Origin of the sequence: Pseudomonas sp. PSE14 (assembly GCF_029203285.1) — a bacterium.
Classification (GTDB): domain Bacteria; phylum Pseudomonadota; class Gammaproteobacteria; order Pseudomonadales; family Pseudomonadaceae; genus Pseudomonas.
Genome location: NZ_CP115669.1, coordinates 3,894,794 through 3,916,564, shown reverse-complemented (window position 1 = coordinate 3,916,564; position 21,771 = coordinate 3,894,794). Strand labels below are relative to the sequence as shown.

At 66.6% G+C, this 21,771-nt stretch carries 15 protein-coding genes; 10 read left to right on the top strand and 5 right to left on the bottom strand.

The genetic code is table 11. The features are described from left to right. Nucleotides 1–22: 22 nt before the first annotated feature. Nucleotides 23–2,680, top strand: a complete 2,658-nt coding sequence (locus O6P39_RS17850; RefSeq protein WP_275607812.1) for a sensor histidine kinase KdpD — start codon at nt 23–25, stop codon at nt 2,678–2,680. A 43-nt stretch (nt 2,681–2,723) separates the two neighbouring features. Beyond that, nucleotides 2,724–3,416, top strand: a complete 693-nt coding sequence (locus O6P39_RS17845; protein WP_275611976.1) for a response regulator — start codon at nt 2,724–2,726, stop codon at nt 3,414–3,416. Nucleotides 3,417–4,062: 646 nt separating this feature from the next. On the opposite strand, the gene O6P39_RS17840 is transcribed toward O6P39_RS17845, so the two are convergent. After that, the gene (locus tag O6P39_RS17840; protein WP_275607811.1) at nt 4,063–5,100 is read right to left on the bottom strand and encodes a patatin-like phospholipase family protein; all 1,038 of its coding nucleotides are present in this window, start codon (nt 5,098–5,100) and stop codon (nt 4,063–4,065) included. A 107-nt stretch (nt 5,101–5,207) separates the two neighbouring features. Here O6P39_RS17840 and selD point away from each other — a divergent pair, with 107 nt between their 5' ends. Together selD and mnmH are read left to right on the top strand one after the other, a co-directional pair. Beyond that, a complete protein-coding gene (gene selD / locus O6P39_RS17835) occupies nt 5,208–6,242 on the top strand; it encodes a selenide, water dikinase SelD (RefSeq protein WP_275607810.1) in 1,035 nt (344 codons plus the stop codon). Beyond that, the gene (mnmH, locus tag O6P39_RS17830) at nt 6,242–7,342 is read left to right on the top strand and encodes a tRNA 2-selenouridine(34) synthase MnmH (RefSeq protein ID WP_275607809.1); all 1,101 of its coding nucleotides are present in this window, start codon (nt 6,242–6,244) and stop codon (nt 7,340–7,342) included. The genes selD and mnmH overlap by 1 nt, the downstream gene beginning before the upstream one ends. Nucleotides 7,343–7,398: 56 nt before the next feature. On the opposite strand, the gene O6P39_RS17825 is transcribed toward mnmH, so the two are convergent. Both O6P39_RS17825 and O6P39_RS17820 read right to left on the bottom strand, forming a co-directional pair. Then, the gene (locus O6P39_RS17825; protein ID WP_275607808.1) at nt 7,399–7,860 is read right to left on the bottom strand and encodes a thermonuclease family protein; all 462 of its coding nucleotides are present in this window, start codon (nt 7,858–7,860) and stop codon (nt 7,399–7,401) included. 59 nt (nt 7,861–7,919) lie between these two features. After that, entirely contained in the window at nt 7,920–8,912 is a 993-nt protein-coding gene (locus tag O6P39_RS17820; RefSeq protein ID WP_275607807.1) for an aldo/keto reductase, read from the bottom strand. 115 nt (nt 8,913–9,027) lie between these two features. Between O6P39_RS17820 and O6P39_RS17815 the strand changes: the two genes are divergently transcribed. The 6 genes from O6P39_RS17815 (at nt 9,028) to O6P39_RS17790 (ending at nt 20,351) form a co-directional block, all read left to right on the top strand. Further along, complete coding sequence (locus tag O6P39_RS17815; RefSeq protein ID WP_275607806.1) at nt 9,028–9,927, top strand: LysR family transcriptional regulator; 900 nt, start codon at nt 9,028–9,030, stop codon at nt 9,925–9,927. A gap of 713 nt (nt 9,928–10,640) precedes the next feature. Next, complete coding sequence (tpx, locus tag O6P39_RS17810; RefSeq protein WP_275607805.1) at nt 10,641–11,141, top strand: thiol peroxidase; 501 nt, start codon at nt 10,641–10,643, stop codon at nt 11,139–11,141. Nucleotides 11,142–11,354: 213 nt separating this feature from the next. After that, nucleotides 11,355–12,653 (top strand): MdtA/MuxA family multidrug efflux RND transporter periplasmic adaptor subunit, encoded by a 1,299-nt coding sequence (locus O6P39_RS17805; RefSeq protein ID WP_275607804.1) that lies wholly within the window; start codon nt 11,355–11,357, stop codon nt 12,651–12,653. Beyond that, nucleotides 12,650–15,772, top strand: coding sequence for an MdtB/MuxB family multidrug efflux RND transporter permease subunit (locus O6P39_RS17800; RefSeq protein ID WP_275607803.1), 3,123 nt, complete (start codon nt 12,650–12,652; stop codon nt 15,770–15,772). Before O6P39_RS17805 ends, O6P39_RS17800 begins: the two co-directional genes overlap by 4 nt. Then, nucleotides 15,772–18,882 (top strand): multidrug efflux RND transporter permease subunit, encoded by a 3,111-nt coding sequence (locus O6P39_RS17795; RefSeq protein WP_275607802.1) that lies wholly within the window; start codon nt 15,772–15,774, stop codon nt 18,880–18,882. Before O6P39_RS17800 ends, O6P39_RS17795 begins: the two co-directional genes overlap by 1 nt. Further along, the gene (locus O6P39_RS17790; RefSeq protein ID WP_275607801.1) at nt 18,879–20,351 is read left to right on the top strand and encodes an efflux transporter outer membrane subunit; all 1,473 of its coding nucleotides are present in this window, start codon (nt 18,879–18,881) and stop codon (nt 20,349–20,351) included. Before O6P39_RS17795 ends, O6P39_RS17790 begins: the two co-directional genes overlap by 4 nt. A 59-nt stretch (nt 20,352–20,410) precedes the next feature. Here O6P39_RS17790 and O6P39_RS17785 read toward each other — a convergent pair whose 3' ends face one another. Then, nucleotides 20,411–21,007 (bottom strand): C40 family peptidase, encoded by a 597-nt coding sequence (locus O6P39_RS17785; RefSeq protein WP_275607800.1) that lies wholly within the window; start codon nt 21,005–21,007, stop codon nt 20,411–20,413. A gap of 144 nt (nt 21,008–21,151) precedes the next feature. After that, nucleotides 21,152–21,559, bottom strand: coding sequence for a C40 family peptidase (locus O6P39_RS17780; protein ID WP_275611975.1), 408 nt, complete (start codon nt 21,557–21,559; stop codon nt 21,152–21,154). Nucleotides 21,560–21,771 lie beyond the last annotated feature (212 nt).

The following is a 21,771-nucleotide window of genomic DNA, read 5'->3' as shown; positions in this document are numbered from 1 at the left end:
CGAGCGCTCCGAGGATAACGCCATGACCGACTCCAACCGCGCCGACGCCCTGCTTGCCGAATTGCCACGCATGGGCCGTGGCCGCCTGAAGGTCTTCCTCGGTGCCGCGCCGGGGGTCGGCAAGACCTACGCCATGCTGCTGGCCGCGCAGAGCCAGCTGCGTCAGGGCGTGAACCTGCGCGTGGGCATCGTCGAGACTCACGGCCGCGCCGAAACCGAAGCGCTGCTCGCGGGCCTGCCGCAGCAGGCACTCAAGCGCACCGAATACCGTGGCATCAAGCTGGTGGAAATGGATCTCGACGGCCTGCTGGCCGATCCGCCGCAGCTCGCCCTGGTGGATGAACTGGCCCACAGCAACGCCCCCGGCAGCCGCCACGCCAAGCGCTGGCAGGACATCGAGGAGCTGCTGTCGGCCGGCATCGACGTCTACACCACGGTCAACGTGCAGCACCTGGAAAGCCTCAATGACCAGGTGCGCGACATCACCGGCGTGCAGGTGCGCGAAACCGTGCCCGACTGGGTGCTGCAGGAAGCCTATGAACTGCTGCTGGTGGACCTGCCGCCGCGCGAACTGCTGGAGCGCCTGCGCGAAGGCAAGGTCTACGTGCCCGAGCAGGCGCGGGCCGCCATCGACGCCTTCTTCAGCCAGACCAACCTGACCGCCTTGCGCGAGCTGGCCATGCAGACGGCAGCGGCGCGGGTCGACGCCGACCTGGCCCATCGCTACCGGCAGCAGGGCAGCGAAGCGCCGGCGTTGCGCGGGCGCCTGCTGGTCGGGGTGGACGGCGAGCGGAACGCTGAACGCCTGGTGCGCCACGCCAGCCGCGTGGCCGAGCGGCGTCATCTGCCCTGGAGCCTGGTGCACGTCGATACGGCGGAGCCGCGCAGTGAAGAGTCGCGCATGCAACTGCAGAGTGCCCAGCAACTGGCCGAGCGCCTGGGCGGCGACGTGGTCGAGCTGCGCGGCGGTGAAGTGGCGATGACCCTGATCGAGCACGCCAAGGAGCGCCGCGCCAGCCTCGTGCTGGTGGGCCGCTCGCGGCAGCGCTGGTATCGCCGGCTGTTCGGCGGCGGCCTGGCGGCGCGCCTGCTGCGCCTGGGCGACGGGCTGGAGATCAGCGTACTCGACAGCGAGGCTGACCTGGCGCCGCCGAAGGGGCGTCCGCAAAGCCCTTGGCCGTGGGGCGACTACCTGCTGTCGGCAGTCGCGGCGGCAGTGGCCAGCGCTGTGGCCTGGGGGGTCGCCAGCGTGCTGGAGCTGCCCAACATCTCCCTGGTGTTCCTCGCCGCCGTATTGCTGGTCGCGGTGCGCAGCAGCCTGGGGCCGGCGCTGGCCTGCGCGGTGCTGTCGTTCCTGGCCTACGACTTCCTGTTCATTCCGCCGCATTTCTCCTTCGCCATCCAGCGCGAAGAGGACGTGCTGACCCTGCTGTTCTTCCTGCTCATGGCCGGCCTCACCGGTAACCTCGCCGCGCGCCAGCGCCGGCAATTGCAGGCCCTGAGCGACACCCAGGAGGAAACCAGCCAGATGCTCGACCTGTCGCGCAAGCTCACCGCCGCCACCGACCGCCAGGCGGTGATGGCCGCCGCCGCGCAGCAGCTGGGTGGCTGGGAGGGGCTGGATATCTGCCTGCTCGGCCAGCGGAACCGCGAGTGGAAGGTCGAAGGCGGCCTGAACCGTCCCTTCGACGATCAGGAGCGCGCCGCCGCCGATTGGGCCTGGCAACACGACCAGCCCGCCGGCCTGGGCACCGGCACCTTGCCGGGGGGGCGCTGGTGGTGGTGGCCGCTGTCCGGCGAGGACGGCCCGCTGGCGCTGCTGGGCGTCAGCCCGCGCGATGGCCAGCCGTTGCCGGGTTCGCGCCGCCGCCTGCTCGCCGCCCTCGGCCAGCCGCTGGGCCAGGCGCTGGCCCGCGCGCGTCTGGCCGAAGACCTGGAAGCCGCGCGCCTGCACGGCGAAACCGAACAGCTGCGCAGTGCGCTGCTGGCCTCGGTCAGCCACGATTTGCGTACGCCGCTGACCTCCATGCGCGGCGCCATCGACAGCCTGCTGGCCCTCGGCGATGCGATTCCACCCGACGACCGTCGCGAACTGCTGGAAAGTACCCGCGACGAGGCCGAGCGCCTGGACCGCTACATCCAGAACCTGCTGGACATGACCCGTCTGGGTCACGGCGGCCTGAAGCTGTCGCGCGACTGGGTCTCGCCTGGCGACATCGTCGGCAGCACGCTCAACCGCCTGCGTGCGGTGGTCGCCCCGTATCGTGTGGAAACCCGCGTGCCGCCCGAGTTGCCGCTGCTTTACGTGCACGCCGCGCTGATCGAGCAGGCGCTGGTCAACGTGCTGGAGAACGCCGCGCGCTTCTCGCCGCCGCAAGGCCGCCTGCGCGTGGCGGTGGAGCAGGGTGAAGAGGAGCTGCGCTTCCTGGTCAGCGACGAAGGGCCGGGCATTCCGCAAGCCGAGCGGGAGAAGATTTTCGACATGTTCTACACCGCCGCTCGTGGCGATCGCGGAGGGCAGGGTACCGGGCTGGGGCTGGCGATCTGCCAGGGCATGGTCGGCGCCCATGGCGGACGGATCACCGTCGAGGACGGCATCGATGGGCGCGGCACGACCCTGGTATTGCACCTGCCGTTGCAGCAGCAGCCGGACATGGAGCAGCTTGATGCCGCTGTCTGAAAGGCTCAAGCTGGACGGCCCCGCCAGCCAGCCCAGTTCCCCGATGAACGCCAGCGCCGCCACCATCCTGGTCGTCGACGACGAACCGCAGATCCGCAAGTTCCTCCGCATCAGCCTCAGCGCTGGTGGCTACAAGGTGCTGGAGGCCGGTACCGGCGAGGAAGGCCTGGCCCAGGCCGCGCTGGGCCGCCCGGACCTGGTGGTGCTCGACCTCGGCCTGCCGGACAAGGACGGCCAGGACGTGCTGCGGGAACTGCGCGAGTGGTCGCAGGTGCCGGTGCTGGTGCTGTCGGTGCGCGCCAGCGAGAGCGAAAAGGTGCTGGCGCTGGACGGCGGCGCCAACGACTACGTGACCAAGCCCTTCGGCATCCAGGAGTTCCTCGCCCGCATCCGTGTGCTGCTGCGTCAGGGCGCTGGCGGCGAGACGCAGGAAGCGGTGGTCGCGGTGGGGCCGCTGAGTGTGGATTTTTCCTACCGCCGGGTGCTGCTGGACGGCGCCGAAGTCTCGCTGACCCGCAAGGAATATGCGGTGCTCTCGACCCTGGCGCGGCACCTTGGGCGGGTGGTGACCCAGCAGCAGTTGCTCAAGGATATCTGGGGGCCGACGCATACCGAGGACACCCACTACCTGCGTGTCGTCGTAGGCCACCTGCGGCAGAAGCTCGCCGATGACCCGGCCAGCCCGCGCTTCATCGTTACCGAAGCGGGTGTTGGCTATCGCTTGCGCGAGAGTTGATGGCACGGCGCTCCTGCAGGCTGACTCCGGCACCGCGCCCTGCGTAGGAGCAACTGTCTTTTGGTCTCCCGCGTTCGCGGGAGTGACGGGGAGATTCGCATTCCTCTGCGTCATCCCCGCGAACGCGGGGACCCAGAAAACAACGTAGGAGCGGACTCCGTCCGCGATGCTGTTGCTTTGGAGTTGGGTGTTTCTGCGCCGCTACGGCATGTGCTGAGAGATTTTGTTTCGCCCCCTCGGGCGAGTTACTTTGCCAAGCGACGCAAAGTAACCAAAGGTCTTGCCCCATCATCCGGGTCCCGCTTCGCGGGACTCCCCTCGCTCCATCGAAGTTTCAGGGGCACGAACTAGGCGTCCCCCCACGAAGGGCCATCCTTGGCCCATCGCGGCTCTCGCGACATCCATGTCGCTCAACCCCTGAAACTCCGCTTCAACGAGGCCTCCTGAACGGGGCGGTTCGGAGTGTGCCGATATTTCTCTGGAAGTCTTTAAGAGCCAGAGCGGAGCACCCTTCCGTAGCGGACCTTGTCCGCGAAATCCATCGCGACGAAATCCGCGCTAACAGGGATACGCCTGGGTATGTCGCCGATCTGTAGGACCGAGGGGGACGCCCAGTCCTTGCTCGCGAACCACACAACACCGGCGGTCAATACCGATTCTCTTCCTCATACCGATCCAGCGTATCGCTGGCGATCTGCCGGCCGAGGGCGATGAGTTCCGGGGCCTTGTAGAACTCGAAGAAGCGGCACACGCGCTTGGGTACGTTGATCAGGATGTCCGGCGGGTAGCCGGCGATCTTGTACTGCGCCAGCGACGTCTGCATCACTTCGAAGCTCTGGTTCACCAGTTCCAGCAGGGACGCCGGGCTGCTGCTCTCGATCACCCGGCTGCCGGTGGCCGAGCGCGGCGAGCCCTTGCCCCGTGGGGCCGCGGCGGGCTGCTGCATCTCCGGTTCGGCGGGTTCCTCCGCGGTGGCCGGTATCGGGTTGAGCAGGGCGTCGGGCAGCAGTTCCGGTGGTGCCTCGCTGTCGCCGCGCCGGAAGAAACTCAGCTTGTTGGACAGGCCGGAAATCACCGCGTCGAAACGGCCCATGATGGCGGCCGGCCGCTCGATCACCGGCAGCGAATACTGGCGCTGGTTGGTGGCGTTGAGGTTGACTGCGACGATCAGGTCGGCGTGGGTCGAGACCACCGGGACGATCGGCAGCGGGTTGAGCAGGCCGCCGTCCACCAGCATGCGGCTGCCCTGCATGACCGGGGTGAACAGACTGGGGATCGCCGCCGAAGCGCGCATGGCTTGGTGCAGGCAACCTTCCTGGAACCAGATTTCCTGCTGGTTGGTGAGGTCGGTGGCCACGGCGGTGTAGGGAATCGGCAGGTCTTCGATGTCGATCTCGCCGAGCATTTCATGGATCTTGCCGAACACCCGTTCGCCACGGATGGCGCCGAGGCGGAAGCTCACGTCGAGCAGGCGCAGCACGTCCAGGTAATCCAGGCTTTCCACCCACTCGCGGTACTCTTCCAGCTTGCCGGCGGCGTAGATGCCGCCGATCACCGAGCCCATCGAGCAGCCGGCGATGCAGACGATCTCGTAGCCGCGCCGTTCGATCTCCTCGATCACGCCGATATGCGCGTAGCCGCGCGCGCCACCGGAACCGAGCACCAGCGCAATCTGTTTGGACATCGGGAATTCCCCCTTGCGAAACCTTTCGACGATACGCCCGGGGGCAAGCGCCGCCAAGGTCGGCTTTGCTAGAATCGTCGTCTGTTTTTCTTTCGCCGGAGTCCGCGATGAGCGAACCGATCCGCCTGACCCAGTACAGCCATGGTGCCGGCTGTGGTTGCAAGATTTCTCCCAAGGTCCTGGAGGTCATCCTCGCCGGCAGCGGCGCGCAGAACCTCGACCCGAACCTGTGGGTCGGCAACGCCTCGCGCGATGACGCCGCTGTCTATGCTATCGACGCCGAGCGTGGCGTGGTGTCCACCACCGACTTTTTCATGCCGATCGTCGACGATCCCTTCGACTTCGGTCGCATCGCCGCCACCAACGCCATCAGCGACATCTATGCGATGGGTGGCGACCCGCTGATGGCGATCGCCATCCTCGGCTGGCCGGTGAACGTGCTGGCGCCGGAAATCGCCCGCGAGGTGATCGCCGGCGGTCGCAAGGTCTGCGATGACGCGGGCATCCCGCTGGCCGGCGGCCACTCCATCGATGCGCCCGAGCCGATCTTCGGCCTGGCGGTCACCGGCATGGTCGAGAAGCGCTTCATGAAGCGCAACGACACCGCCACTGAAGGCTGCAAGCTTTACCTGACCAAGCCTCTGGGTATCGGCATCCTCACCACCGCCGAGAAGAAGGCCAAGCTGCGCGCCGAAGACGTCGGCGTCGCCCGCGACTGGATGTGCACCCTGAACAAGCCCGGTTCGCGCTTCGGCAAGCTGGAAGGCGTGAAGGCGATGACTGATGTCACCGGCTTCGGCCTGCTCGGCCACCTGGTGGAAATGGCCGACGGAAGCGGCCTGACCGCGCGCATCCGCTACGACGCCGTGCCGCGCCTTTCCAGTGTCGAGTACTACCTGGAGGCCGGCTGCGTGCCCGGCGGCACCCTGCGCAACTTCGACAGCTACGGCGAGCGCATCGCGCCGCTGCCGGAGTTGCACAAGCTGCTGCTGTGCGACCCGCAGACCAGCGGCGGCCTGCTGGTGGCGGTGGAGCCGGAAGGCGAGGCGCAGTTCCTCGCCACCGCGAAGGAACTCGGCCTCGACCTGGCGCCCATCGGCGAACTGGTTGGCCGACAGCGTCACGCGGTCGAGGTGGCGTGATGCGCGACAACACCCGCCACTACCGCGAGCTGTTCCTCGGTGATGTGAAAATGATGGACGTGCGCGCCCCGGTCGAGTTCGACAAGGGCGCCTTCCCGCACACCGTGAACCTACCGCTGATGAATGACATCGAGCGGCAGAAGGTCGGCACCTGCTACAAGCAGAACGGCCAGCAGGCGGCCATCGCCCTGGGCCATGAGCTGGTCAACGGCAAGGTCAAGGCCGCGCGCATCGAAGCCTGGGCGGCCTTCGCCAAGGAAAATCCCGAAGGCTACCTGTACTGCTTCCGTGGCGGCCTGCGCTCGCAGATCACCCAGCAGTGGCTCAAGAGCGAGGCTGGTATCGATTACCCCCGCGTGGTCGGGGGGTACAAGGCGATGCGCGCCTTCCTCTTCGATACCACCCAGGCGGCGGCCGAAGAGTGCCAGTTCGTGCTAGTCGGCGGCCTGACCGGTACCGGCAAGACTGAAGTGATTGCCCAGCTGGCCAACAGCCTCGACCTCGAGGGGCACGCCAACCACCGCGGCTCCGCCTTCGGTCGCCGCGCCACGCCGCAGCCGGCGCAGATCGATTTCGAGAACCGCCTGGCCATCGACATCCTGAAGAAGCGCCACGCCGGCATGGAGCAGTTCGTGCTGGAAGACGAAGGGCGCATCGTCGGCAGCTGCTCGGTGCCGCTGGAGCTGTACCAGGGCATGCAGCACTACCCGCTGGTGTGGCTGGACGACAGCTTCGAGCAGCGCGTGGAGCGCATCCTCAAGGACTACGTGATCGACCTGTGCGCCGACCATGTCCAGGTAGTGGGTGAGGAGGGTGGTTTCGACGCCTTCGCGGCCTACCTGCGCAAGAGCCTGTCGGGCATCGTCAAGCGCCTGGGCGGCGAGCGCTACCAGCGCCTGGCCGCGATCATGGACGCGGCGCTGGACGAGCAGAAGCGCAGCGGCGCGGTGGACCTGCACCGGGGCTGGATCGAAGGGCTGCTGAGCGAATACTACGACCCGATGTACGCCTTCCAGCGCGAGAGCAAGGAATCGCGCATCGAGTTTCGCGGCACCCAGGCCGAGGTGGTCGAGTACCTGCGTTTCCGCGCGGAGCGCTGAGCGCTCAGCGTTCGATCAAGGTGCTCGCCGAGTGCAGGCAGACACTGAACAGGCTCTCAAGGGGCGCGCCACAGGCCGATCCGGCGCGCCCGTGCTTCCTGTTCTTCGAATTCGTACTGGCCTTTCTCTTCGGCCGTCTGCTCATCCGTCTGTCGCCAGCGCGCCAGGCCTACGCTCAACAGCGCGCGGCCGGCGTCCAGCGTCTGGCCGCAGCCGGGGCAATCGGCCGGCTCCACCCAGACCGCTGCACGCACTGAACCATCCGTTTCAGGTTGTACTGCGCGCAGGCTGGTGGTCTTGCCCAGCGTGAGTCGTTGCAGGGCTTCCCGAGCGCGCTCGCCGAAGGGTTGATTGGCCGTGGGGGCGTCGATGCCGCGCAGGCGAATGCCCTGGGATGTGCCATCACGGCTCTGGCAACTGAGCCGGTCGCCGCTGTGAACGGTGGTGACCCGACACTCTCCCTGCGCCACGGCGGTGCAGGCCAGGGTCATCAACAGCAGGGTGGAAATCCGTCGCATGGGGCCTCCGTCAAGCGAACACCAGCATAACCGCTGGCGTTCGCTCGCGGGGCGCGCATTCACTGGATCAGGCTCATCACCTCTGCGCTGTAGCGACCGCCCGCGGCGGCGCCAACGGGGAAGATGGCGTCGATCTCGGCCAGCTCCGCCGCGCTGAGTTCCAGCGTCACGGCGGCGACGTTCTCTTCCTGGTACTTGCGCTGCTTGGTACCCGGAATCGGCACCAGGTGCTCGCCCTGCGCCAGCACCCAGGCCAGGGCCAGCTGCGAAGGTTTCACCCCACGGGCGGCGGCCAGTTCGCCGATTTTTTCCACCAGTTGCAGATTCTTCGCGAAGTTTTCCCCGGTGAAGCGCGGGCTGACGCGGCGGTAGTCATCCTCGGCGAAGTCGTCGGGGCTTTGCAGCGCGCCGGTGAGGAAGCCGCGTCCCAGCGGGCTGTAGGGAACGAAGCCGACGCCCAGGCGGCGGCAGGTTTCCAGCACGCCGTTTTCCTCCGGATCGCGGGTCCACAGGGAGTATTCGCTTTGCAGGGCGGTGATCGGGTGGACCTTGTGGGCGCGCTCCAGGGTCTCGGCGGAAGCTTCGCTCAGGCCCAGGTAGCGCACCTTGCCGGCGCGCACCAGCTCGGCCATGGCGCCGACGGTTTCCTCGATGGGCACCGTGGGGTCGACGCGGTGCTGGTAGTAGAGGTCGATATGGTCGGTGCCCAGGCGCTTGAGGCTGCCTTCCACGGCCTGCCGCACATACTCCGGACGCCCATTGGCGCCCCGGCTCGCGGGTTGGTCGGGGTTGCGCACCAGACCGAACTTGGTGGCGAGGAAAATCTGCTCGCGCTTGCCTTTCAGCGCACGGCCGAGCAGTTCCTCGTTGGTGTGCGGGCCGTAGACGTCGGCGGTGTCGAACAGGCTGACGCCCAGTTCCAGGGCGCGGTGCAGGGTAGCGATGGACTCCTTCTCGTCGATGCCGGTGGTGTAGAAGTCGGACATGCCCATGCAGCCGAGGCCGATGGCGGAAACGCTGGGGCCCTGCGGGCCGAGGCGGCGGGTTTTCATGCTCAGTTCTCCGGGAGGTGGGGAAGTGGATTCATTCTTGTTGTTTGGATTGCATGGATAAACCGGCTGATTACGGTTTAACTATTTGTCTTGAATGAATAATAGGAGCGTCGCCATGGACCGCTTGCAGGCCATGCAGGTCTTCATCCGCATCGTCGAACTCAAGGCCTTTGGCAAGGCGGCGGACAGCCTGCAGCTGCCGCGCGCCAGCGTGACCCAGCTGATCCAGCAACTGGAGTCGCACCTGGGCGTGCAGTTGCTGCGCCGCACCACCCGCCAGGTCAGTGTCACTGCTGACGGCGAGGCCTATTACGAGCGCTGCGTGCGGTTGCTGGAGGATCTGGAGGAGGCGGAAAGCTGTTTCTCTGAGTCGCCGGACAATCCGCGCGGCAAGCTGCGGGTCGACCTGCCCAGTTCGCTGGGGCGGCTGGTGGTGATTCCGGCGCTGCCGGCGTTCTGCCGGCGCTATCCGCAGATCGAGCTGGAGCTGAGCCTCAACGACCGCCAAGTCGACCTGGTGCGCGAGGGCGTGGACTGCGTGCTGCGCGCTGGTGATTTGCCCGATTCCAGCCTGGTGGGCCGGCGCATTGCCGAACTGGAGCAGCTCACCTGCGTGAGCCGTTCGTATCTGGAGGAATATGGCCTGCCGGAGCATCCGGAGCGGCTGACCGGGCATCTGGCGGTGAATTATCAGTCGGCTTCCAGCGGACGCATCTTCGACCTGGAGTTTCGTCTCGGGGACCAGTTGCTTACCACCCGGTTGCCGAGCCGGATCACGGTGAACAACGCCGATGCCTATATCGCGGCCTGCCGTGCCGGTTTCGGAATGATCCAGGCGCCGCGTTATCACCTGTGCGACGGGCTGGCCAGCGGCGAGCTGGTGGAAGTGCTGGAGCAATGGCGGCCACCGCAGCTGGCGCTGAGCGTGCTCTATCCGGTGCGGCGGCAGATGTCGCGGAGGTTGCGGGTGTTTTCCGACTGGCTCGCGCAGCTGTTTGCGGAGCGGAGGTGGTGAGGGGGCTTCGGTCCTACAGGCGTTCATCCTGAAGCGTGGGGCAGTGGCAAGATTTCGCGGACAAGGGCTAGGCGCCCCCGTCTCTCCTACGAAAGCATTCGCACCGCACAGCTCTGGCTCTTAAGGGTTTCCAGAGAAATATCCGCACGCACCGGAGCGCCCCTTCAGGAGGCCGAGTGGAATCGGAGTTTCAGGGGTTGAGCGGCATGGACGCCGCGAGAGCGTCGTTGGGCCATGGATGGCCCGTCAAGGGGGACGCCTAGTTCGTGCCCCTGAAACTTCGATGGAGCGAGGGCATTTTTCGCCTAAGCGAAAAACCGGATGCAGGGGCGAGGCCTTTTGGTTCCTTTTGGGCCCCAAAAGGGACTCGCCCGAGGGGGCGAAACAAAATCTCTCAGCACACGTCGATGCGGCGCAGTAACTCCGAACAAGACGGCGGATAACGCCTTAGGCGTTATTCGCCCTACGAAGAGCATCGCGGACGGAGTCCGTTCCTACGAAGAGCAAGAACTTCGCGGGCACGGCGGGCTCCTACAGGGGGCCAGGTTTCGCTGTCGATATATCCGAGGAAATCCGCCGCAGGAAGCCGCACCCGGATATCCCGAGCATTCCACTCAGACAAGTCGTGCTAGGATTTGCCCCCCGGCCCCGAATCCTCGGGCGGTGTTGGCATTCCGCCAGCGCTGCCACCCCTCACCAGAAGGACCCAAGCAATGGCTCAAGTCACCCTCAAGGGCAATCCGGTTTCCGTCGATGGCAAGCTGCCGCAGAAAGGCGAGCAGGCTCCGGCTCTCAAGCTGGTCGCCGGCGACCTCTCCGACGTCACCCTGGAAACCTACGCCGGCAAGCGCAAGGTGCTGAACATCTTCCCCAGCGTCGACACCCCGACCTGCGCCACCTCCGTGCGCAAGTTCAACGCCGAGGCGAGCAAGCTGGCCAACACCGTGGTGCTGTGCGTTTCCGCCGACCTGCCGTTCGCCCAGGCGCGCTTCTGCGGCGCCGAAGGCCTGGAGAACGTGGTCAACCTGTCCACCCTGCGTGGCCGTGAGTTCCTCGCCAACTACGGCGTGGCCATCTCCAGCGGCCCGCTGGTTGGCCTGGCTGCCCGCGCCGTCGTGGTGCTGGACGAGCAGAACAAGGTGCTGCACAGCGAGCTGGTTGGCGAAATCGCCGACGAGCCGAACTACGCCGCCGCCATCGCCGCCCTGAACTGATACCCCGGCGCCGATGACACAACCGGGCCGACCCCGCAGGGTCGGTCCGGCTGGTCGGAACCCTTCCGGCCGATCCGGGTCGCAACGTCCTGGAAAATTCGTAACCTCCGGTAAATCAAAGGTAAATAGCGGGTAAAGAGACTTTGCCTGCGGCCTTGCTGTGCTTATCGTTCAGCCTCGCTATCCTCTTTTCTTTTCGCCATGACGACGACCATGACCCCAAGCAATGGAACGCCCTCCAAACTCCGCACCCTGCGCCCCTGGCTCTTCACTGCGATCATCTTCGCCGGTGTGGTGGGGCTGATCATGTGGCTGCACTCGACGTCCAGCGGGGCGCCGGCAGCCCAGGGCGGCGGACGCGGCGGGCGGCCGGGCCCGGGGCAGATGGCGGCGGGGCAGGGCGCGGCGGTGACCGTCAGCGTTGCGCCCGCGGTCAAGGGTGACCTGCCGGTGCATTACCACGCCCTCGGCACCGTCACGGCCTACAACACGGTCAACGTCCGCGCGCGGGTCAGCGGCCAGCTGGTCAAGGTGCCGTTCCAGGAAGGTCAGGAAGTGAAGGCCGGCGATGTGCTCGCGGTGATCGACCCGCGTCCGTTCCAGGCCGCGCTGGATCAGGCCCAGGGCACGCTGCTGCAGAACCAGGCGCAATTGAAGAACGCGCAGATCGACCTCGCGCGCTACAAGGGCCTGTATGCCGAGGATTCCATCGCCAAGCAGACCCTGGACACCCAGGAAGCGCTGGTGCGCCAGTATGAAGGCACCCTGAAAACCAACCAGGGCCAGGTCAGCGACGCCAAGCTCAACCTCGAATTCACCCAGGTGCGCGCGCCCATCTCCGGCCGCGTCGGCCTGCGCCAGGTGGACGTGGGCAACCTGGTCACCTCCGGCGATACCACGCCGCTGGTGGTGATCACCCAGGTCAAGCCCATCTCCGTGGTGTTCAGCCTGCCGCAGCAGCAGCTCGGCACCATCGCCCGCGAGCTGTACAGCGGCAAGCCAGTGCCGGTGCAGGCGCTGGACCGCAACCAGAACCAGACCCTCGCCAGCGGCGTGCTCAAGACCCTGGACAACCAGATCGACACCACCACCGGCACGGTCAAGCTCAAGGCCGGTTTCGATAACGACGACCACAAGCTGTTCCCCAACCAGTTCGTCAACGTACGTTTGCTCGCCGAGACCCTGCAGGGCGTGCTGACCATCCCGGCCAACGCCGTGCAGCGCGGCAACGACGGCACCTACGTCTACCTGGTCGGGGAGGAGGACAAGGCCAAGCGCCAATTGGTTACCTTGGGCACCAGCGAGAACGAGCGCGTGGTGGTGACGGAGGGCCTGAAGGAGGGCGATCGCGTGGTCGTCCAGGGCACCGACCGCCTGCGCGACGGCATGCGCATGAACATCGTCGCCTCCGACGAAAAGGCTCAGGAGGCTGCCGATCAGGCCGGCGACAAGAGCACCGCCAAGCCGTTCGGCTCGGACAATCCGGTCCAGGACAGCGGTAAGAGCGAATGAACCCGTCCCGCCTGTTCATCCTGCGGCCGGTCGCCACCACGCTGTTGATGGTGGCGATCCTGCTGTCGGGGATCATCGCCTACCGCTTCCTGCCGATCTCGGCGCTGCCGGAGGTGGACTACCCGACCATCCAGGTGGTGACCCTTTACCCCGGCGCCAGCCCGGACATCATGACCTCCTCGGTCACCGCGCCGCTGGAGAACCAGCTGGGGCAGATTCCCGGCCTCAACGAGATGTCTTCCACCAGCTCCGGCGGGGCTTCGGTGATCACCCTGCAATTCAGCCTGCAGGTGAACCTGGACGTGGCCGAGCAGGAGGTGCAGGCGGCGATCAACACCGCGCAGAGCCTGCTGCCCAAGGACCTGCCGAACCAGCCGGTGTACAGCAAGGTGAACCCGGCGGATGCGCCGATCCTGACCCTGGCTGTGATGTCCACGGACATGCCGCTGCCGCAGATCCAGGACCTGGTGGACACCCGTCTTGCGCAGAAGATTTCGCAGATTTCCGGCGTCGGCCTGGTCAGCATCAGCGGCGGTCAGCGTCCGGCCGTGCGCATCCGCGCCAACCCCGCGGCCCTGGCGTCGGCCGGCCTGAGCCTGCAGGACCTGCAGACCACCGTCACCAACAACAACCTCAACGGCCCCAAGGGCAGCTTCGACGGCCCGACCCGTTCCTCTACCCTGGACGCCAACGACCAGCTCAAGTCCGCCGACGCCTACCGCGACCTGATCATCGCCTACAAGAACGGCTCGCCGCTGCGCGTGCGTGACGTGGCGAGCGTAGAGGACGATGCCGAGAACGTGCGCCTGGCCGCCTGGGCCAATACCTCGCCGGCGGTGGTGCTGAACATCCAGCGCCAGCCGGGGGCCAACGTCATCGAGGTGGTGGACAGCATCAAGAAGATGCTCCCGCAACTGCAGGCGACCCTGCCGGGCAGCCTCGAAGTGACGGTGCTCACCGACCGCACCACGACCATCCGCGCCTCGGTGGCGGACGTGCAGTTCGAACTGCTGCTCGCCGTCTGCCTGGTGGTGATGGTCACCTTCCTGTTCCTGCGCAACATTTCCGCGACGCTGATCCCCAGCTTCGCCGTACCGCTGTCGCTGATCGGCACCTTCGGCGTGATGTACCTGGCCGGTTTCTCGATCAACAACCTGACGCTGATGGCGCTGACCATCGCAACCGGTTTCGTGGTGGACGACGCCATCGTCATGGTGGAGAACATCGCGCGCTACCTGGAGCAGGGCGACCCGCCGCTGGAGGCTGCGCTCAAGGGCTCGAAACAGATCGGCTTCACCATCATCTCGCTGACCTTCTCGCTGATCGCCGTGCTGATCCCGCTGCTGTTCATGGGCGACGTGGCGGGGCGACTGTTCCGCGAGTTCGCCATCACCCTGGCGGTGGCCATCCTGATTTCCGGCTTCGTTTCCCTGACCCTGACACCGATGCTCAGCGCCAAGCTGCTGCGCCACGTCGAGCCGGAGAAGGAAGGGCGTTTCGCCCGCGCCGCCGGGCGCTTCATCGAGCACATGATCGAGCGCTACGCGGCCGCCCTGCGCGTGGTCCTGCGCCATCAGGGACTGACCCTGCTGGTGGCCGTCGGCACCCTGGCGTTCACCGCGCTGCTCTATGTGGTCATGCCCAAGGGCTTCTTCCCGGTACAGGACACCGGGGTGATCCAGGGCATCGCCGAGGCGCCGCAGTCGATTTCCTTCCAGGCCATGGCGGGCCGCCAGCAGGACCTGGCCAAGGTGGTGCTGCAGGACCCGGCCGTGGAAAGCCTGTCGTCCTTCATCGGTGTCGACGGCAGCAACGCCACCCTCAATACCGGGCGCCTGCTGATCAACCTCAAGCCTCATGCCGAGCGTGACGTCACCGCCAGCGAAGTGATCCAGCGTCTGCAGCCGGAGCTGGACAAGGTCCCCGGCATCCGCCTGTACCTGCAGCCGGTGCAGGACCTGACCATCGAAGACCGTGTCGCCCGCACCCAGTACCAGTTCACCCTGCAGGACGCCGACCCCGAGGTGCTCGCCGAGTGGGTGCCGAAACTGGTGGATCGCCTGGAGCAGTTGCCAGAGCTGGCCGACGTCGCCAGCGACTGGCAGGACAAGGGCCTGCAGGCCTACATCAACATCGACCGCGACACCGCCTCGCGCCTGGGTGTGAGCCTGTCGAGCATCGACAGCGTGCTGTACAACGCCTTCGGCCAGCGGCTGATCTCCACCATTTTCACCCAGGCCACCCAGTACCGCGTGGTGCTGGAAGTGGCGCCGCAATTCCAGATCGGCCCGCAGTCGCTGGACAACCTCTACGTACCCGCCAGCGACGGCACCCAGGTGCGCCTGTCGAGCCTGGCGAAGGTCGAGGAGCGCCACACCCTGCTGGCGGTCAACCACATCGCCCAGTTCCCGGCCGCGACCATCTCCTTCAACCTGGCCAAGGGCGTCGCCCTGGGCGAGGCGGTGCAGGCGATCCGCGACGTCGAGGCGCAGATGGAGCTGCCGGTGAGCCTGCAAGGCAGCTTCCGTGGCGCGGCGCAGGCGTTCGAGTCGTCGCTGTCGAACACCCTGCTGCTGGTGCTGGCGTCCATCGTCACCATGTACATCGTGCTGGGCATCCTCTACGAGAGCTTCATCCACCCGGTGACCATCCTTTCCACGCTGCCCTCGGCGGGCGTGGGCGCGTTGCTGGCGCTGATGCTGGCGGGGCAGGACATTGGCATCGTGGCGATCATCGGCATCATCCTGCTGATCGGCATCGTGAAGAAGAACGCGATCATGATGATCGACTTCGCCCTGGACGCCGAACGCAACGAGGGTAAGCCGCCCCATGAGGCCATCTACCAGGCCTGCCTGTTGCGCTTCCGTCCGATCCTGATGACCACGATGGCCGCGCTGCTCGGTGCGCTGCCGCTGATGCTCGCCGGCGGCGCCGGCGCCGAACTGCGCCAGCCGCTGGGTGTAACCATGGTTGGCGGGCTGCTGCTGAGCCAGTTGCTGACCCTGTTCACCACCCCGGTGATCTACCTGTACTTCGACCGCCTCGCCGCGCGCTGGGCGGACTGGCGCGGCCGCCATGGCCTTGACGTGAACAGCATCGACCCGGCGGAGCGCGGGTGATGAATCTGTCGCGCCCGTTCATCCTGCGCCCGGTCGCCACCAGCCTGCTGACCCTGGCGCTGATGCTGGCCGGCATCCTGTCCTTCGGCCTGCTGCCGGTGGCGCCGCTGCCCAACGTGGATTTCCCCACCATCCTGGTGCAGGCGGCGATGCCCGGCGCCAGTCCGGAAACCATGGCCTCCACCGTGGCAACGCCGCTGGAACGCGCGCTCGGACGCATCGCCGGGGTCACCGACATGACCTCCAGCAGCTCCTTGGGCAACACCACCATCATCGTGCAGTTCGACCTGTCCAAGGACATCGACGGCGCCGCGCGCGAGGTGCAGTCGGCGATCAACGCGGCGGCGAGCCTTTTGCCCACCGGCATGCCGAACAACCCGACGTACCGCAAGGCGAACCCGTCGGACATGCCGATCATGATCCTCACCCTGACCTCGGATACCTATACCCGTGGGCAGATGTATGACCTGGCCTCGACCATCGTGTCGCCCAAGCTGGCGCAGGTGAAGGGCGTGGGGCAGGTGAGCATTGGCGGCTCCTCGCTGCCGGCGGTGCGGGTCGACGTCAACCCGGACCAGCTCAGCCAGTACGGCATTTCCCTGGACAGCGTGCGCACCGCCATCGACAACACCAATGCCGACGGGCCGAAAGGTGCGCTGGAATTCGGCGAGCGGCACTGGCAGGTGGACTCCAACGACCAGCTGCGCAAGGCCAGCGAATATGCACCGCTGATCGTCCACTACAACGCCGAGACCGGCGCGGCGGTGCGCCTGAAGGACGTGGCGAAGGTGTCCGACTCGGTGGAAGACGTGCGTAACGCCGGCTTCTCCGACAACCTGCCGGCGGTGCTACTGATCATCACCCGCCAGCCGGGCGCCAACATCATCGAGGCCACCGACGCCATCCATGAGCAGTTGCCGGTGATCCAGGATGTGCTCGGCCCGCAGGTGAAGCTCTCGGTGATGGATGACCGCAGCCCGTCGATCCGCTCCTCGCTGGATGAGGCCGAACTGACCCTGATCATCTCGGTGATGCTGGTGATCCTGGTGGTCTACCTGTTCCTGCGCAACGGCCGCGCCACGCTCATCCCCAGCCTCGCGGTGCCGGTATCGCTGGTGGGCACCTTCGCGGTCATGTACCTGTGCGGCTTCTCGCTGAACAACCTGTCGCTGATGGCGCTGATCATCGCCACCGGCTTCGTGGTGGACGATGCCATCGTGGTGGTCGAGAACATCGCCCGGCGCATCGAGGAGGGCGACCCGCCGCTCAAGGCGGCCATTCGCGGTGCCCGCGAGGTGAGCTTCACCGTGCTGTCGATGACCCTGTCGCTGGTGGCGGTGTTCATCCCGCTGCTGCTGATGGGCGGCATCACCGGGCGGCTGTTCCGCGAGTTCTCGGTGACCCTGGCGGCGGCGATCCTGGTGTCGCTGGTGGTGTCCCTGACCCTCACGCCGATGCTCTGCGCGCGGCTGCTCAAGCCCATCGAACGACCGCAGAAGGCCTCGGTGGCACGCCAGAGCAACCGTTACTTCGTCGCCTTCATGCTGCGCTATCGCGCCAGCCTCAGCTGGGCGCTGGAGCATTCGCGGCTGATGGTGGTGATCATGCTCGGCTGCATCGCGCTGAACGTTTACCTGTTCGTGGTGGTGCCCAAGGGTTTCCTGCCGCAGCAGGACTCCGGACGGCTGCGTGGCTTTGCAGTGGCCGACCAGAGCATCTCGTTCCAGGCGCTGGACCAGAAGATGGCCGAGTTCCGCAAGATTCTCTCCGCCGATCCGGGGGTGGAGAACGTGGTGGGCTTCGTCGGCGGCGGCAAGTGGCAGTCGAGCAACACCGGCTCCTTCTTCGTCACCCTGAAGGACATCGGCGAGCGCGACTCGGCGGAGGTCATCGTCAACCGCCTGCGCAAGCAGCTGGCGAAGATTCCCGGCGCCACGCTCTACCTGCAGGCCGGCCAGGACGTGCGCATCGGCGGCCGGCAGAGCAACGCCCAGTACGAATTCACCCTGCGCAGCGACGACCTGGCCCTGCTGCGCGAGTGGGGGCCCAAGGTCGAGGCGGTGCTGAACAAGGTGCCGCAGTTGGTGGACGTCAACAGCGACGCCCAGGACAAGGGCGTGCAGAGCCGCCTGGTGATCGACCGCGACCGCGCCGCCAGCCTCGGGGTGAACGTCGCCGAGGTGGATGCGGTGCTGAACAACTCCTACGGCCAGCGCCAGGTCTCGACCATCTTCAACCCGCTGAACCAGTACCACGTGGTGATGGAGGTGGATCAGCCCTATCAGGAGTCGCCCGAGGAGCTTCGCCAGGTCTACGTGATCGGCAGCGATGGCCAGCGCGTGCCGCTGTCGGCCTTCGCTCATGTGGAGCCGAGCCGCGCGCCGCTGACGGTCAACCACCAGGGACAGTTCGCCGCGACCACCTTCTCCTTCAACCTGGCACCCGGCGCGCTGATCGGCCCGGCCCGCGACGCGGTGATGGCGGCGCTGGAGCCGCTGCACCTGCCCATCGACATCCAGGCCACCTTCGAAGGCAACGCCGGCGCGGTGCAGGACACCCAGAACAACATGCCCTGGCTGATCCTGCTGGCGCTGGTGTCGGTGTACATCGTGCTCGGCATCCTCTACGAGAGCTACGTGCACCCGCTGACCATCCTCTCGACGCTGCCTTCCGCCGGCGTCGGCGCGCTGCTCACGCTGATGCTGTTCCGCACCGAGCTGTCGCTGATCGCGCTGATCGGGGTAATCCTGCTGATCGGCATCGTGAAGAAGAACGCGATCATGATGATCGACTTCGCCCTCGACGCCGAACGTACTCTCGGGCTGTCGCCGCGCGACGCGATCCTGGAAGCCTGCATGAAGCGCTTCCGGCCAATCATGATGACCACCCTGGCCGCCATCTTGGGCGCGCTGCCGCTGATCTTCGGCGTCGGCGGCGATGCCGCGCTGCGCCGCCCGTTGGGCATGACCATCGTCGGCGGCCTGATCGGCAGCCAGTTGCTGACCCTGTACACCACCCCCGTCGTCTACCTCTACCTCGACCGCCTGCGCCATTGGGTCAACAAGAAGCGCGGCGTGCGTACCGACGGCGCCCTGGAGACACCCGTATGATCCGCTCTCGTTCCCTGCTTCCTTTGGTGCTGGCCGTGGCCCTGGCCGGTTGCGCCATCGGTCCGGACTACCAGCGCCCCGAGCTGACGGTCCCCGCCAGCTTCAAGGAGGGTGAGGGCTGGCAACTGGCCAAGCCCCAGGACGGCTTCAACCATGGTGCCTGGTGGGAACTGTATGGCGACGCCACGCTGAACGACCTGCAGACCCGCCTGGTCGCCGCCAACCAGACCCTGGCGCAGTCGGTGGCGTCCTACCGCCAGGCCCGCGCGCTGGCCAAGGGCGCGCGCGCCTCGTTCTTCCCCACCATCAGCGCCGATGCCGGCAAGACGCGTTCGGGCCAGGGCACCGGCAGCGGCGGCAGCGTGCGCCTGCCCGACGGCTCCACCGTGGCCAGCGGTGGCGGCGGTGGTATTTCCAACAGCTACGACGCCAGCCTCGGCGTGAGCTGGGAGCTGGACCTGTGGGGCAAGCTGCGCCGCCAGCTGGAAGCCGACACCGCGAGCATGGACGCCAGCGCCGCGGACCTGGCCGCCTCGCGCCTGTCCTTGCAGTCGGAGCTGACCCAGGACTACCTGCAACTGCGGGTGATGGACCGACAGATCAAGCTGCTCAACGACACCGTGGTCGCCTACCAGCGCTCGCTGAAGCTCACCGAGAACCAGTACAACGCCGGCATCGTCACCAAGGCCGACGTGGCCCAGGCGCGCACCCAACTGAAAAGCACCGAGGCCCAGGCTATCGACCTGAAATACCAGCGCGCCCAGCTGGAGCACGCCATCGCCGTGCTGGTCGGGGTGCCGCCGGCGCAGTTCTCCCTGGCCGCCGTGGACGCCGTCCCTGCGCTGCCGCAGGTACCGGCGCTGCTGCCGTCGGAGCTGTTGCAGCGTCGCCCGGACGTGGCCTCGGCCGAGCGCAAGGTGATCGCCGCCAATGCGCAGATTGGCGTGGCCAAGGCCGCCTGGTTCCCCGACCTGACCCTCACTGCCGCCGGCGGCTACCGCAGCGGCAGCTTCCAGAACTGGATCGAGACGCCCAACCGCTACTGGTCCATCGGCCCGCAGTTCGCCATGACCCTGTTTGACGGCGGCCTGATCGCCTCGCAGGTGGAGCAGGCCGAGGCCAGCTACGACCAGACCGTGGCCAGCTACCGGCAGACCGTGCTCGACAGCTTCCGCGAAGTGGAGGACTACATGGTCCAGCTCAAGGTGCTGGAAGAGGAGAGCGGCGTGCAGCAGGAAGCGCTGGACGCCGCCCGCGAGGCGCTGCGCCTGACCTTCAACCAGTACAAGGCCGGCACCATCGACTACAGCAACGTGGTCACCACCCAGACCAGCGCGCTGTCCAACGAGCGCACCCTGCTCACCCTGCAGGGCAGCCGGCTGACCGCCAGCGTGCAACTGATCGCCGCCCTGGGCGGTGGCTGGGATGCGGCGAAGATTGCCGAGGAAGGCCAGGCGGTACGGGACTGATCCGTCATCAGTCGTCGATCAGCGCGCTCAGCGGGACACCCGACGGGTGTCCCGATGGCTCAGCCGCGGAAGCGGCGAGCGGTGGTGTAGCTGCGCTCCCAGTAGCTGTTGTCCAGGGAGTCCTGGCGGATGCGTTCGCCGGAGCTGGGCGCGTGGATGAACTGGTTGTTACCGATGTACAACCCGACGTGGCTGGTGCGGCCGCGACCGTTGCGATTGAAGAAGACGGCATCGCCCGGCTTGAGTTCGTCACGGCCGATGCGCGTGCCGCCAGCCTGGATCATTTCTCCGGTCGTACGCGGCAGCTTCGTGCCGGCCTCGGTACGGAACAGGTAGACCAGCAGCCCGCTGCAGTCGAAACCGCCCGCCACCGAGGTGCCGCCACTGCGGTAGGGCACGCCGATCAACTGCCGGGCACGGGCGACCACGCGGGAATTGCTGGTACGCTGGCTGTCGTGCACCCCGGCCTGAAGAGGGCGTGCGGTCGCACGGTGCAGGCGAGGGACATTACGCTTGTCCACCTTGGCGTGGGAGGTGCGCGACAGGCTGGCGGCAGCCTTGTAGCCATGGGGGGCTATTACAGGTTCCCTGGCTTCGCATAGCGGAGCGGCGAGGGCGACCATCAAGGTCATGTTCAGGAGAAGGAGCGGGCGCATCGTTCGTACATCGTGTGGCTGGGCTGAAACGGAGCGCTATCTTAGGAACCTCCCGGAGGACGGGGATGAGGCGATATACCTGGTCCGTGTAGGTCTTTTCTGATTTGAAAATCCCGAGTGACTCGGGTTCATTTCTTTGCCGGTTCACCCGCTGAACCGCCGTGCCGTGGTGTAGCTGCGCTGCCAGTAACCGTTGTCCAGCGAATCGATGCGAATGGTCTTGCCAGTGCTCGGCGCATGGATGAATCGGTTGTCGCCGATGTACAGGCCGACGTGGCTGGTCCGCCCACTGCCGTTGTGGTTGAAGAACACCGCATCGCCTGGACGCAGCTCCTCACGACCGACTGCATTGCCGCGCTGGGCGATCATTGACGCGGTGGTGCGCGGCAGCTTGCGGTTGGCGATGCTGCCGTACAGGTAGACCAGCAGACCGCTGCAATCGAAACCTTCCTCCAGGCTCTTGCCACCCCAGCGATAGGGTTCGCCGATCAGTTCATGGGCGCGGGCGACGATGCGGTGTGTGTCGACGGTGCGCCGGACGTCGCCAGGGATACGCCCGGTCGCCGGTCGCGGCGGGCTCCGGCGGAAGGCTGGACGGATCAGTTGTTGCTCCAGCGTATCGAGCTCATAGCGTCGCCAGGACGGCGCATCGAAGTCATCGGCCAGCGTAAGGCCGGGGGAGCAGGTGGCGCATAACAAGAGTACGGGAAGCCAGTGAGCGGGACGCACGTCGATTCCTCGCGGGGAGTGATCAGGACGGGCGT

Coding starts and splice junctions, on each gene's coding strand:
- O6P39_RS17845 (WP_275611976.1), top strand. CDS start 2,724: ATGAACGCCAGCGCCGCCACCATCCTGGTCGTCGACGACGAACCGCAG.
- O6P39_RS17825 (WP_275607808.1), bottom strand. CDS start 7,860: ATGCGACGGATTTCCACCCTGCTGTTGATGACCCTGGCCTGCACCGCC.
- mnmH (WP_275607809.1), top strand. CDS start 6,242: ATGCGCGACAACACCCGCCACTACCGCGAGCTGTTCCTCGGTGATGTG.
- O6P39_RS17815 (WP_275607806.1), top strand. CDS start 9,028: ATGGACCGCTTGCAGGCCATGCAGGTCTTCATCCGCATCGTCGAACTC.
- O6P39_RS17850 (WP_275607812.1), top strand. CDS start 23: ATGACCGACTCCAACCGCGCCGACGCCCTGCTTGCCGAATTGCCACGC.
- O6P39_RS17840 (WP_275607811.1), bottom strand. CDS start 5,100: ATGTCCAAACAGATTGCGCTGGTGCTCGGTTCCGGTGGCGCGCGCGGC.
- O6P39_RS17820 (WP_275607807.1), bottom strand. CDS start 8,912: ATGAAAACCCGCCGCCTCGGCCCGCAGGGCCCCAGCGTTTCCGCCATC.
- O6P39_RS17790 (WP_275607801.1), top strand. CDS start 18,879: ATGATCCGCTCTCGTTCCCTGCTTCCTTTGGTGCTGGCCGTGGCCCTG.
- O6P39_RS17795 (WP_275607802.1), top strand. CDS start 15,772: ATGAATCTGTCGCGCCCGTTCATCCTGCGCCCGGTCGCCACCAGCCTG.
- tpx (WP_275607805.1), top strand. CDS start 10,641: ATGGCTCAAGTCACCCTCAAGGGCAATCCGGTTTCCGTCGATGGCAAG.
- O6P39_RS17805 (WP_275607804.1), top strand. CDS start 11,355: ATGACCCCAAGCAATGGAACGCCCTCCAAACTCCGCACCCTGCGCCCC.
- selD (WP_275607810.1), top strand. CDS start 5,208: ATGAGCGAACCGATCCGCCTGACCCAGTACAGCCATGGTGCCGGCTGT.
- O6P39_RS17800 (WP_275607803.1), top strand. CDS start 12,650: ATGAACCCGTCCCGCCTGTTCATCCTGCGGCCGGTCGCCACCACGCTG.
- O6P39_RS17785 (WP_275607800.1), bottom strand. CDS start 21,007: ATGCGCCCGCTCCTTCTCCTGAACATGACCTTGATGGTCGCCCTCGCC.